12 protein-coding genes, 1 other RNA gene and 1 pseudogene are annotated in these 11,771 nt (G+C 68.4%); 10 read left to right on the top strand and 4 right to left on the bottom strand.

The genetic code is table 11. The annotated features are described in order from the left end of the window. Positions 1-193: 193 nt before the first annotated feature. The gene (locus D7X55_RS25855) at positions 194-421 is read right to left on the bottom strand and encodes a hypothetical protein (RefSeq protein ID WP_014397861.1); all 228 of its coding nucleotides are present in this window, start codon (positions 419-421) and stop codon (positions 194-196) included. A 190-nt stretch (positions 422-611) separates the two neighbouring features. Here D7X55_RS25855 and D7X55_RS25850 point away from each other — a divergent pair, with 190 nt between their 5' ends. The 7 genes from D7X55_RS25850 to D7X55_RS25820 all read left to right on the top strand — a co-directional run bounded on the left by D7X55_RS25850 (position 612) and on the right by D7X55_RS25820 (position 8,111). Continuing rightward, a complete protein-coding gene (locus D7X55_RS25850) occupies positions 612-1,553 on the top strand; it encodes a MoxR family ATPase (RefSeq protein WP_120550649.1) in 942 nt (313 codons plus the stop codon). A gap of 113 nt (positions 1,554-1,666) precedes the next feature. Further along, a complete protein-coding gene (locus tag D7X55_RS25845) occupies positions 1,667-2,617 on the top strand; it encodes a branched-chain amino acid transaminase (RefSeq protein ID WP_121724475.1) in 951 nt (316 codons plus the stop codon). A gap of 59 nt (positions 2,618-2,676) precedes the next feature. After that, positions 2,677-4,014 carry an AAA family ATPase gene (locus D7X55_RS25840; protein ID WP_120550628.1) on the top strand — a complete coding sequence of 446 codons (1,338 nt, stop codon included), beginning with the start codon at positions 2,677-2,679 and terminating at the stop codon, positions 4,012-4,014. Positions 4,015-4,135: 121 nt separating this feature from the next. Next, positions 4,136-4,975, top strand: coding sequence for a Fic family protein (locus D7X55_RS25835; protein WP_120550629.1), 840 nt, complete (start codon positions 4,136-4,138; stop codon positions 4,973-4,975). A gap of 28 nt (positions 4,976-5,003) precedes the next feature. Then, positions 5,004-5,837: a deoxyribonuclease IV gene (locus D7X55_RS25830; protein WP_120550630.1), complete on the top strand. Its 834-nt coding sequence runs from the start codon at positions 5,004-5,006 to the stop codon at positions 5,835-5,837. 13 nt (positions 5,838-5,850) lie between these two features. After that, positions 5,851-6,972 (top strand): bifunctional oligoribonuclease/PAP phosphatase NrnA, encoded by a 1,122-nt coding sequence (locus D7X55_RS25825; RefSeq protein ID WP_120550631.1) that lies wholly within the window; start codon positions 5,851-5,853, stop codon positions 6,970-6,972. Beyond that, positions 6,969-8,111 (top strand): cysteine desulfurase family protein, encoded by a 1,143-nt coding sequence (locus D7X55_RS25820; protein ID WP_121724474.1) that lies wholly within the window; start codon positions 6,969-6,971, stop codon positions 8,109-8,111. Before D7X55_RS25825 ends, D7X55_RS25820 begins: the two co-directional genes overlap by 4 nt. Here D7X55_RS25820 and D7X55_RS44225 read toward each other — a convergent pair whose 3' ends face one another. The 3 genes from D7X55_RS44225 to D7X55_RS25805 all read right to left on the bottom strand — a co-directional run bounded on the left by D7X55_RS44225 (position 8,112) and on the right by D7X55_RS25805 (position 10,294). Further along, on the bottom strand, positions 8,112-8,285 hold the full coding sequence (locus tag D7X55_RS44225) for a hypothetical protein (RefSeq protein WP_167510887.1): 174 nt from the start codon (positions 8,283-8,285) through the stop codon (positions 8,112-8,114). 108 nt (positions 8,286-8,393) lie between these two features. Then, positions 8,394-9,305 (bottom strand): serine/threonine-protein kinase, encoded by a 912-nt coding sequence (locus D7X55_RS25810; RefSeq protein ID WP_370450154.1) that lies wholly within the window; start codon positions 9,303-9,305, stop codon positions 8,394-8,396. 77 nt (positions 9,306-9,382) lie between these two features. Continuing rightward, positions 9,383-10,294 carry a tetratricopeptide repeat protein gene (locus D7X55_RS25805; RefSeq protein WP_121724473.1) on the bottom strand — a complete coding sequence of 304 codons (912 nt, stop codon included), beginning with the start codon at positions 10,292-10,294 and terminating at the stop codon, positions 9,383-9,385. A 236-nt stretch (positions 10,295-10,530) separates the two neighbouring features. Between D7X55_RS25805 and ssrS the strand changes: the two genes are divergently transcribed. The 3 genes and pseudogenes from ssrS to D7X55_RS25790 all read left to right on the top strand — a co-directional run. Continuing rightward, positions 10,531-10,723, top strand: a non-coding RNA gene (gene ssrS, locus D7X55_RS25800) — 6S RNA. Between the two features lie 19 nt (positions 10,724-10,742). Beyond that, positions 10,743-11,369 carry a 5-formyltetrahydrofolate cyclo-ligase gene (locus D7X55_RS25795; protein WP_121724472.1) on the top strand — a complete coding sequence of 209 codons (627 nt, stop codon included), beginning with the start codon at positions 10,743-10,745 and terminating at the stop codon, positions 11,367-11,369. 105 nt (positions 11,370-11,474) lie between these two features. After that, positions 11,475-11,771 (top strand): annotated as a pseudogene (locus D7X55_RS25790) (tyrosine--tRNA ligase); the annotation flags it as partial.

Here is an 11,771-nt window from a genome sequence, read left to right as displayed (position 1 = left end):
CCGTGGACGAGGAGGCCCCGGAGCGCACCATGGTCATGCAGCTGCCCACCGCCCCCGAAGGCGGCGAGGACGACTGGACGGCGCTCGTGGACGAGCTCGACAAGTAGCCAGCCCGTTCTGCTGAAACGACAAGGGCCCGCGCACTCCTGGGAGTGCCGGGCCCTTCGTCCATCTCAGGGGTGTCCCGCGCCGGCTACAGCGCCGTGGCCGCCCTGGCCTCACGGATGAGGTCCCGGAAGTGCAGCGCGCCCACCACGTCCCGCACCACTGACACCGGACGGCCCTCTTCCCGGGCCTGCGCCTGCGCCACCCGCCACCGTTCCAGCAACGTCCGCGTCGCGATGTACGCCAGCACGAGGGGGAAGCCCCCCGGCATCACCACCACCAGCACCGCCATCGCCAGCTTCAGCCACGCCCACATGACCCGCGACCTCGTCGTCCTGAGATTCGCCCGCATAGATGCACGGTGCATGCCCGCGGTGCGAAAATAATTACGCACTCTGATTCCGCAGGGTTACAGCTCCCAAGGCCCTCAAGAGTGCGGACGGCGCCCCCACAACCCTGGCATTTTTGCCGCAGTCGGCGGGAAGCCGTCGGTTAAGTTGACGCGCGTGAGCCCCCCTCAACTGACTCCGGAGATTCGCTCGTTCACCAGCGTGGAGGACGCGGCGCGTCGCCTGGAGGCGGTGGGCTACCTGTCGTCCCCCGAAATCGCCACGGCGGTGTTCCTGGCGGACCGCATGGGCAAGCCCATCCTGGTGGAGGGCCCCGCCGGCGTGGGCAAGACGGAGCTGGCCAAGGCCCTGGCCCAGGCGCTGGACCGGACCTTCATCCGGCTCCAGTGCTACGAGGGGCTGGACGAGGCCAAGGCCCTCTACGAGTGGGAGTACGCCAAGCAGCTGCTCTACACCCAGCTGCTCAAGGACAAGATTGGGGAGCTGACCCAGGGCACGTCCACGCTGTCGGAGGCCGCGGACCGGCTGGCGTCCGGCGACGCGGTGTTCTTCTCCGAGCGCTTCCTGCTGCCCCGCCCCATCCTCCAGGCCCAGCTGTCGGACACGCCGGCCCTGCTGCTGGTGGACGAAATCGACAAGGCGGATCCGGAGTTCGAGGCCTTCCTCCTGGAGGTCCTCTCTGACAACGCTGTCACGGTGCCGGAGCTGGGCACCATCCGCGCGAAGCACATCCCGCGCGTCATCCTCACCAGCAACAACGCCCGTGAGCTGTCGGACGCGCTCAAGCGCCGCTGTCTGCACCTGCACATCGACTTCCCGGACCGCGAGCGCGAGCTGCGAATCGTCCGCGCGCGCCTGCCGGAGGTCCCCCAGGTGCTGGCCGAGCAGGTGGTGGAGGCCGTGGCCGCCATCCGCGCGCTGGATTTGAAGAAGGCCCCGTCCATCAGCGAGACGCTGGACTGGGCGCAGAGCCTGGCGCTGCTCAACGCGGAAGCGCTCAGCGCGGACGTCGTCGCCTCCACGCTCAACCTCGTCCTCAAATACGAGGGCGACATCGAGAAGGCCCGCGCCAACCTGCCGACCATCGCGCAGGCCTGACGCACGGCGCCGCAGAACAGAGCGTGAATCGTTGGCGTTTCACGCTTTGCGTCCCCAGTCTCGCTGGGTACAAGTCCCAGGCCGTCCCACCCTAGCCCGAGAGGAATCTCCCGATGAGCTCGACCTCATCCACCGTGCTGCGCGCCGAACACATCTGGCTCGATGGGAAGGTGATGAAATGGGACGAGGGCAACGTGCACGTGATGACGCACGCCCTCCACTATGGCCTGGGCGTCTTCGAGGGCATCCGCGCCTACAAGACCCACGATGGCCGGCTCGCCGTCTTCCGGCTGCGTGAGCACATCCGCCGCCTGCTCGACTCCGCGCACATCATCATGCTGAAGATGCCCTACACCGAGGATGAACTGGTGGAGGCCACGCTGGAGCTCTTGCGCAAGCAGAAGGCGCAGTTCGCCAATGGCGCCTACCTGCGCCCGGTGGCCTTCATGGGCGACGGCGCCATGGGCCTGGGCGCGGTGAACCCCACCCGCGTGGGCATCACCGCCTGGGACTGGGGCGCGTACCTGGGTGACAAGGGCATCAAGGAGGGCATCCGCGCCAAGGTCAGCTCGTTCACGCGCAATCACGTGAACGTGAACATGGTGCGCGGCAAGATTACCGGCCAGTACGTGAACTCCATCCTCGCCAAGCGCGAGGCGGTGCTCGCCGGCTACGACGAGGCCATCCTCCTGGACATCAGCGGCTTCGTCGCGGAGGCCTCCGGCGAGAACATCTTCATGGTGAACAAGAAGGGCATCATCAAGACCCCGCCCCTCTCCTCCCCCGTGCTGGACGGCATCACCCGCGACACGGTGCTCAAGCTGCTGAAGGACGCCGGCCACACCACCATCGAGGAAGTCACCGTCACCCGTGACGCCCTCTACATCGCCAACGAGGTCTTCTTCACCGGCACCGCCGCGGAGCTCACCCCCGTGCGCGAGGTGGACAACCGCCAGATTGGCGACGGCAAGCCCGGCCCCATCAGCCGGTTCGTCCAGGACATGTACTTCCGCGTCGTGCGGGGCCAGGAAGCCCGCTATGCGGACTGGCTGACCTACGTTTGAGGACAGTCGGCGGACGTGAAGTCCCGGCGGACGGGGGAATCGGGTAGAACCCGTACCCGATGCCTCCCGCCGGCTACGCGTACGAAGACAATCCGTTCAAGCTGGAGAACCCGTCCGTCCTCGACATCGCTCCCTCGGAGCCGAAGTCGCTGGAGGACACGGGCCTGAAACTGGGGCTGCTGGCGGACCTGGGCCTCAAGTTCCTCTATTACGCCGGCACCGGCACGGGCATGGCCATCGCGGAGAGCATGTGCCTGCCCTGGTCCGGCGTCGTCGAGCACGTGGTGGACTTCCTCGCCGCGGAGAAGCTCGTGGACCTGCGCGGCGGCAAGGGCTTTGGCCGCGCGTCCGTGGAGTTCGCCCTCACGGAGAAGGGCCGCGAGTACGCGCGTGACGCCCTCACCCGCTCCACCTACGTGGGCCCCGCCCCGGTCCCCATCGAGCAGTACAACGCCCTCATCTCCAGCCAGACGGAGGAGACGCCCGTCGTGGGCCAGGAGGACCTGGTCGCCGCGCTGGGGCACCTCACCGTCTCCGCGGAGCTGATGGACAAGCTGGGCCCGGCCGTGAACTCCGGCCGCTCGCTCTTCCTCTACGGCCCGCCGGGCAACGGCAAGACGAGCCTGGCGGAGGCGATTTCCCACATGTTCGGCGGCGAGGTCTTCGTCCCGCACTGCCTGGAAATCGACAACCAGATCATCAAGGTCTTCGACCGCATCATCCACACCCCCGTGTCGCTGGAGATAGGCCGCGACGCCAACGGCCGCCGGCAGACCTTTGAGATGGACAAGCGCTGGTCGCTCTGCCGGCGCCCCGCGGTCGTGGTGGGCGGCGAGCTGACGCTGGAGACGTTGGACCTCATCTACTCGGAGAGCACCCGCTTCTACGAGGCGCCGTTCCAGGTGAAGGCCAACGGCGGCATGCTCCTCATCGACGACTTCGGCCGCCAGAAGGTCCACCCCACGGACCTGCTCAACCGCTGGATCGTCCCCCTGGAGAAGCGGGTGGACTTCCTCACCCTGCACACGGGCAAGAAGTTCGAGATCCCCTTCGATCAGCTGCTCGTCTTCTCCACCAACCTGGACCCCAAGGAGCTGGTGGACGAGGCCTTCCTCAGGCGCATCAAGTACAAGATCGAAGTGGGGAACCCCGACGAGGAGTCCTACCGGGAGATCTTCCGCCGGGTGTGCGAGGCGGCCGGCATCCCCTACGTGGACCAGGCCATCACCTACCTGGTGGAGCACTACTACAAGCCGCGCAGCATGGAGATGCGCTCCTGCCACCCGCGCGACCTCGTTTCGCTCATCCGGGACGCCGCCCGATACCGGCAAATCCCGCCAGCCCTTTCAAAAGACCTGCTGGATCAGGCCTGTGAGGTGTTTCTGGTGAATCTCTAGTCGGGTTTTATTTGTTCCAACCGCGCGGAATTTCTAGAATCCGCATGCCGTTGTACCTCCCGGCGCAGTCTTCCGGGAACCAGCGCCCGGGGCGGGCCGGGGCGACAAGGAGCCGCAGTCCGTGAAGGAACGCTACCAGGACATCGACGAGAAGAACGAGCAGCTGCGCGAGTACCTTGAGATCTACAAGGGCAAGCCGCCGGCGCGTGAGTACCTGGACCGCTTCGAGATGTCGTGGATCTACCACGACGCTGCGCTCGAAGGCGTCGTGTACACGCACCAGGAGCTGATGGCCGCGCTCTTCCCGGAGCGCACCGCGGCGGAAGCCTCCATGATCCCGGTGGTGCTGGAGATCCGCAACCACAAGGCGGTGGCGGACTTCATCCGCGAGGAGGCGGCGGGCGCGAAGAAGCAGTCGCAGCTCACGCTCACCACCATCAAGCGGATGCACGACCTCTTCCTGGGCAACACGCCGGAGGCACTGGCGGAGCGTGCGCGGATGGAGCGCCGTGAGCGCACGGAGAAGGAGCTGGCCAAGGAGCGTGACCGCGCGGGACTGCGCAAGGACATGCCTCTGCACCGCACCTACTTCCACGACATCACCCAGCCCGCGAAGATCCAGGCCCGGCTGGAGAAGCTCGTGGACCACACCGCCAGCGCGGAGTTCCGCGAGTTCCACCCCATCAAGCAGGCGGCGGTGGTGCAGCACGAGTTCCTGCAGATCTTCCCCTTCACCGAGCACAGCGGGAAGGTGGGGCGCATGTGCAGCAACCTCATCCTGCTGCGCAACGGCTACATGCCGGCGGTCATCCACTCCATCGACCGTCAGCGCTACTACGAGTCCTTCCGCGCGCCCGTGGCCACGTTCCGCACGTTGCTGATGGACGCGATGGAGAACTCGCTCGACAACGGCGTGAAGTACTTCCGCGACCTCGGCCGCAAGTACAAGACCGTCGAGTAGCGGCGAAGAGAGAGCCGAAGTCGAAGCCGTGCGCATCGGAGCTCACGAATCCATCGCCGGAGGCGTGAGCCAGGCCTTCCAGCGAGCCGAAGCGCACGGCGCTCGCGCCCTGCAGATCTTCACGAAGAACGCGCGGGGCTGGAGCGCCCCCGCGCTGACGGACGCGGAGGCAGAGGCCTTCCGAGCCGAGGCCCGCCGCACGGGCCTGCCCGTCATTGCCCACGGCAGCTACCTGGTGAACCTGGCCGGTGAAGCACCGGAGGCCCGCGAGAAGTCGCTCGCGTGCGTCGCCGAGGAGCTCACCCGCTGCGAGCGCCTGGGCATCCCGCTGCTCATCCTCCACCCTGGCTCCCACCCGGACGAGGCGCGCGGCCTCAAGCTCATCGCCGAGGGGCTGGACGAGGTGCACCGCCGCTGCCCCGGCTTCCAGGCCCGCATCTGCCTGGAGGTGACGGCGGGCCAGGGCAACGCGCTTGGGTGGCGCTTCGAACACCTGGAGGAACTGCTCTCACGCGTCGCGGATGAAGCGCGGCTGGCGGTGTGCCTGGACACGTGCCACCTGTTCGCGGCGGGGTATGACCTGCGGACGGCGAAGGGCTACGCGGCGGTGATGGACGAGTGCGACCGGCGCGTGGGGCTGCAACGGGTGCGCGCCTTCCACCTCAATGATTGCAAGAAAGACCTGGGTTGCCGGGTGGACCGGCATGAGGAACCAGGCAAGGGAACAATCGGACTCACGGCCTTCCGCTGCCTCATGAAGGACGCGCGCTTCGTCGACACCATTGGGGTGCTGGAAACACCCTTTCCGGAACGTTATGGGGAGAACATCCGACTTCTCGAATCCCTGCGCCGGAGGAAGTAAAAGAAGAGTTCCCATGCCTGTCACACCCTCTCTCCAAAGCCGTCGCGCCCAGCTTCTCGCCGGGAGCGAGCTCACGGAGCCTCCGCCAGCGCGGTTGGCGAAGCTGCCTGCCGCCGACAAGCTGGGCCGTCTGCTCCAGGTAGCCAAGGGCCACCGCCGGGCGCTCATCCTCACGCACGACAACCCGGACCCCGACTCCATGGCGGCGGCGGTGTCGCTCGCCCATCTGCTGGAGCGCAAGGCCGGCATCGAGGCCCACGTGGGCTACGGCGGCATCATCGGCCGTGCGGAGAACGTCGCCTTCGTGCGCGTGCTGCGCCTGCCGGTGTCGCACGTGTCGACGATCGACTTCAGTCAGTACGACCTCTTCGGGCTGGTGGACACGCAGCCGCCCGTACGCAACCACTCGCTGCCGGCGCGCTACCGCGCGGACCTGGTCGTGGACCATCACCCGCTGCGCGAGGAGAGCCTGCTGGCCCCCTTCGCGGACGTGGGCGGCGACTTCGGCGCCACCTCCACGATGCTGGTGGAGTACCTGCGGGCCGCCCGCCTGGAGCCCTCCGTGGAGATCGCCACCGCGCTCTTCTACGGCATCAAGGCCGACACGCGGGACCTGGGCCGTGAGACGACCCAGACGGACGTGGACAGCTACCTGTGGCTGTTCCCCCGCTGCGACAAGCAGCTCTTGGGACAGATTGAGCACCCGGAGCTGCCGGCGCGCTTCTTCCAGCTGTTCCACACGTCCATCGAGAAGGCGAAGGTCTACGGCACGGCCATCATCACCGACCTGGAGGAGGTCTACTCCCCGGACATGGTGGCGGAGGTGGCCGAGCGGATGATGTACCTCGAGGGGATGAAGTGGTCCCTGGCGTACGGCACGTTCCGCAACCAGCTCTTCCTGAGCCTGCGCGTGAAGGACCGGCGCATGAACGCGGGCCGCCTCATCCGCGAGCTGTGCGAGGACCTGGGCGGCTCTTCCGGTGGACACGGCAGCATGGCGGGCGCGCGGCTGCCCCTGTCCGGCAGCGCGGCCAAGCGCAAGGCGCTCAAGCGCGAGGTGGTGTCCCGCTTCCTCGAAGCCTTCGGCGTCTCCGAGGAGCGGCCGGTGTCGCTGCTGTCCGCGCAGGACACGTGATCTACTGGGACCACAACGCCGCCGCGCCAGTGCGCGCGGAGGTGGGCGCGCTGCTCGCCCGGGCCTTCACGGACGGCGGCTTCGGCAACGCGTCCAGCGTGCACGGCGGCGGGCGTGAGGCCCGGGGCCGGCTGGACGCGGCCCGCGCGAAGGTGGCGCGGGTCCTGGGCTGCGAGCCAAAGGAGCTCACCTTCACCGCGTCCGGAAGCGAAGCCGATGCGCTCGCGCTCCTGGGCTCCTGGGCGGCCCGGCCCGTGAGAGAACGCCGCCGCGTGGTGTCCACCACGGTGGAGCACCCGGCGGCGCTCGGGGCGCTCACGCGGCTGGAGAAGGAAGGCGCCCAGGTGGTGCGGTTGTCCCCTGCTTCCGACGGCCGCGTGCCGCTGGAGGCCGTGCTGGACGCGCTGACACCGGACACCGCGCTGTGCTCACTGATGTGGGCCAACAACGAGACGGGCGTGCTGCAGCCCGTGGCGGAGGCCGCGCGTGCGTGCCGTCAGCGCGGCATCCTCTTCCACACGGACGCCGTGCAGGCCGCGGGCAAGGTCCCGTGCACGCTGCGCGAGGTGGACGCGGATCTCCTCTCCCTCTCCGCGCACAAGTTCGGCGGGCCGCAGGGCGTGGGCGTGCTCGTGGTGCGCAAGGGCGTGGACGTGCGCGCGCTGACGCCCGGACACCAGGAGGGAGGCCGGCGCGGAGGCACGCAGAACGTGCCCTACGCCGAGGCCCTGGCCCTGGCCCTGGAGCTGGCCACCGCGGATCAGCCCACCACCGCCGAGCGTGTCGGTGCCCTCCGCGACGCCTTCGAAAAGCAGGTGCTCCAGCGGCTGCCCGGCGTGACGGTGAACGGCGCGGGCGCACCGCGCGTGCCCAACACCAGCAACCTGCGCTTCGACGGCGTGGAGGGCGAAGCGCTGCTGATGGCGCTGGACCTGGAGGACATCCGCGTGTCGTCCGGAGCGGCCTGCGCCTCCGGCACGCTGTCCCCGTCCCACGTGCTGCGCGCCATGGGCCTCTCCCCCGCCGAGGCGCGCGGAAGCCTGCGCTTCAGCCTGGGCCCCGGCACGACGGCCGCCGAGGTCTCCCGTGTCGTGGACGCCCTGTGCACGCACGTGCCCCTCGTGCGCGCGCTGGGCTGATCACCACTTCTGATCCGGCAGGTTCTTCTCGCGGACCTCCGGGTCCGGCTGTCCGTAGCCCGGCATCCCCTCCTTGGCCTCGTCGGCCTTGGGCGGACGCCGCTCGTCGCCGTGACGCGTCTCGCGGGTGGGCTGCTCCTGCTCGGGCTGCTGCTGCTTCCGCTCGGTCGCCATGGATTCCTCCCGGTGCATGTTCGCGGGAGGAAAGGTCATCATCCGGGGCAAGCGCGGCAGCGGGCCTCACCGCCGGAAGGCCCGCGCACCAGGCCCCTGCCCGCCCGGCTACCCGTTGTCGTCGGACGGGCCGTTGGGCGGCGAGGGCCGGTACACGGGCATCTCATCCGTGGTGCCGAACAGGCCGCGCACCACCGCCGCGATGGCCAGCGGCGTGCCCACGTACTCGTCGAAGTGAGGCGCCAGCGCCTTCGCGTACTCCTCCGCGGACGGGAAGCGGTCCTCGGGGTTCTCCGCGAACGCGCGCGCCAGCACGTCGTCCAGCGCCTGGGGGATGTCCGGGCGCACCGAGCGCAGGGGCCGGTACTTGCGCGACAGGATGCCCGCGAACACTTCCTCCGGCGTCGTGCCCACGAAGGGCCGGCTCAGCGTGAGCAACTCGTAGAGCACCACGCTCGCGGCCCACAGGTCCGCCTCCGGCGTGACGGCGCCCTGCAGCGACTCCGGGGACAGGTAGTACGGCTTGCCCAGCACCTCGCCGCCCTGGAGCTTGCCGTCCACCAGCACGCGCGACACGCCGAAGTCGCCCAGCTTGATCTCCCCCACGCGGGAGATGAACAGGTTGGACGGGGACACGTCGCAGTGGACGATGCCCAGCGGCTTCCCATCCGGCCCGGTGGCGGTGTGCGCGTACGCGAGCGCCTCCAGCAGCACCTTGCCCAGGTACACCGCGAAGTCGACGGGGAGCGGAATCCCGCGCGCCTTGCACCGGCGCAGGATGTGGCCCAGGTCGCGCCCGTCCACCAGGTCCATCACCAGGAAGGACACGTCGTCCAGCATCCCGGCATCCAGCACCTTCACGATGTTCGGATGGTCCAACTGGCGCGACAGCTGCGCCTCGCGCCGGAAGAGGTCCACCGACGCCGGGTCCCGCGTGAGCGCGGGCAACAGCCGCTTGAGGGCGACGGTCCAGCCTTCATAGGGACCGGAGCGCACGCGCGCGCGGTACACCTCGGCCATGCCGCCCTTGCCCAACAGCGACAGGATTTCGTAGTTGCCGAAGACGCGGACGGGCTTCGACACGGAGTTCGGCGCGTTCACGGGCTGGCGCTTCCAGCTCCTTGCGACTCACGGCCCTGGACCCGCTTGCGACCGCGGACCTGCTTCAACTGCGCCTCGTACAACGTTCCCTCGTTGGCGAACTGCTGGAGCTCACGCTCCACCAGCGCGTTGTTCTCCGGCGCGGACCACCCTGCCTGCACCGCCTGGCGCAGCGCGAGCTGCGCGAACCCGGACTCCTGCGCCGCCCGCTTCACGCACGCCGTCCAGAAGAAGGCCTCCGCCCTCGCCAGGCCACTGCCCGCGCTGCGCGCCTGCTCCAGGTACTTGAGCGCCTCCGGGTGCTGCTTGCGCAGGTAGTGCGCCACGCCCATGCCCGTCAGCGCCCAGGCGTTGTTCTTCTCCCGCTCCTGGGAGAGCACCAGCTGGAACTGCTGCGAGGCCCCGATGGGATTGTTCTGCACCAGCAGGGCCTGGCCCTGCTTCAGCGTGGCCGCCACGTCCAGGGGCTCCAGCCGCCGCTGCGCCGCCACCTGCGCGGCTCCACCCGACGGGGGAGCCGGAGCCTGCGCCTGGCGCTGCTCCGGCGCTGGCGTGGGCACGGGCGTCACCGACGCGCCCTGGCTCGCCTCGCGGAACACCAGCATGCGGTTCTTGGGCAGCGCCGGGGACTCGCAGTCGTCCTCCAGCTTCACCACGCCGCCCAGCGCCCGCTCCTCTACATTGTAGACGAGCATCACCGGGAAGCTGCGGGACGGGGTGCAGGTGTCCCCCGTCTGACAGAGCGTGATCTCCCCCAGGAAGACGTTCCCCTGGAAGTCGCCGGTGAGGATCGGCCCGGCGTCCTGGCGCTGGCAGGGCCCTCCGGCCGGAGCGGTCCCGACCAGGTGCTCCCCGTCCGAGCGCAACTCGATGGGGCCGAAGGCATCCGCCTGGTAGGAACTGTTCATCTGCGGACCCGCCCAGGCGAATCCGGAGGTGAGGCAGGCTACCGCCGCGAGAGCCAATGTTGGGGTCGGACGCAACATGTCGGGGACCCGGGCATCATAGAAGTCCACGGGGCGGCTTGTAAACGCGCGAGGACGGCTTGACCGCACGCTTCTCCGTCCTTATCATTTTCCCAGAACGCCCTGGGAATTTCCCAGTGATTCTAAGGACTTGTAGCGAGATTTCAGCGGTAAAGATCTGTTCCCTGCGGGGTGCGTGATGCCCAGCAGAAATTCGAACCGATACGTCCATTCCGGGGTCCGTTTCGGTCGCCATGTGCAAGCCCTCCCCCTTCACCGGGGATGAGGGAAGCCTGCGGTGACATGATTTCGGTCCCCACCTGGCTTCTAAGGGTTCAATGGACGCTGGGCACACGGCTCGGCGGGGGACTTTTTTCTTGGAGCGGCGGCGGTGAGCGAGACGGCGGTGGATACGGCGGCGGCGGAGAAGAAGGTAACGCTTCGTGAGGAACTGACGGCTCGCCGAAAGGCGATGACCAACGACCTCATCGACGAGCGGGGCCTCAAGGTCCAGTCTCGATTCCTGGCATCGCCCTACTATCAGAATGCGCGGACGGTGGCGCTCTACGCCCCCATCCGGGGCGAGGTGCCCACCCGGGACATCCTCATCGCGGCGTTGCAGGACGAGAAGATCGTCTGCTACCCGCTGTCCCACGTGCACGGGCGGATCCTGGCCTTCCGGGCCATCAAGTCGGAGAGCGAGCTGGAGCCGGGGCGCCTGGGCGTCCGTGAGCCCACGAACTCTTCCGAACTGATCGCGGTGGATCAGATCGACCTGTTCGTGGTGCCCGGCCTGGGCTTCAGCCCGGACGGCAAGCGGCTGGGACGCGGCGGTGGCTACTACGACGCCACCCTCAAGGCGGCCAGCTCGCGCAGCCGCCGGGTGGGTCTGGCCTTCAACGATCAGATCGTCCAGGCGCTGCCCACGACGAACGACGACGTGGACATGGACCAGATCGTCACGGAGAGCCAGACGCTGCGCGGCCTCTGCCGCAGCTTCGACTTCCTCGACACCTGACCGGTACCTGAGTCGCAGGACAGGCGGAGTGACAGCCACGGGTGGGGCGGACGTTGGAAGTCCTGCCCTGCCCGTTGTCTTTTTTGGGCTAGTGTCCGCGGCGCCATGAACCCGGACGCACTGCGCAAGGCGACCCCCGAAGAGCAGTTCGAAGAAGTCACTCGCGGCACCGTGGATTTGCAGGTGCCGGAGGACCTGAAGAAGAAGCTCCAGCGCTCCTATGACAAGGGCAAGCCGCTCATCATCAAGGCGGGCTTCGACCCCAGCCGTCCCGACCTGCACCTGGGCCACACGCTGCTGCTCACGCGCATGCGGCGCTTCCAGGAGTTCGGCCACACGGTGGTGTTCCTCATCGGGGACTTCACCGCCCTCATCGGCGACCCCTCCGGGAAGAACGCGGCC

The sequence above is a fragment of the Corallococcus sp. AB049A genome, assembly GCF_003668885.1.
Taxonomy (GTDB): domain Bacteria; phylum Myxococcota; class Myxococcia; order Myxococcales; family Myxococcaceae; genus Corallococcus; species Corallococcus interemptor.
This window is presented reverse-complemented; position numbering and strand designations above follow the sequence as displayed.

Coding starts and splice junctions, on each gene's coding strand:
- D7X55_RS25845 (WP_121724475.1), top strand. CDS start 1,667: ATGAGCTCGACCTCATCCACCGTGCTGCGCGCCGAACACATCTGGCTC.
- D7X55_RS44225 (WP_167510887.1), bottom strand. CDS start 8,285: ATGGCGACCGAGCGGAAGCAGCAGCAGCCCGAGCAGGAGCAGCCCACC.
- D7X55_RS25805 (WP_121724473.1), bottom strand. CDS start 10,294: ATGAACAGTTCCTACCAGGCGGATGCCTTCGGCCCCATCGAGTTGCGC.
- D7X55_RS25855 (WP_014397861.1), bottom strand. CDS start 421: ATGTGGGCGTGGCTGAAGCTGGCGATGGCGGTGCTGGTGGTGGTGATG.
- D7X55_RS25840 (WP_120550628.1), top strand. CDS start 2,677: ATGCCTCCCGCCGGCTACGCGTACGAAGACAATCCGTTCAAGCTGGAG.
- D7X55_RS25810 (WP_370450154.1), bottom strand. CDS start 9,305: ATGGCCGAGGTGTACCGCGCGCGCGTGCGCTCCGGTCCCTATGAAGGC.
- D7X55_RS25825 (WP_120550631.1), top strand. CDS start 5,851: ATGCCTGTCACACCCTCTCTCCAAAGCCGTCGCGCCCAGCTTCTCGCC.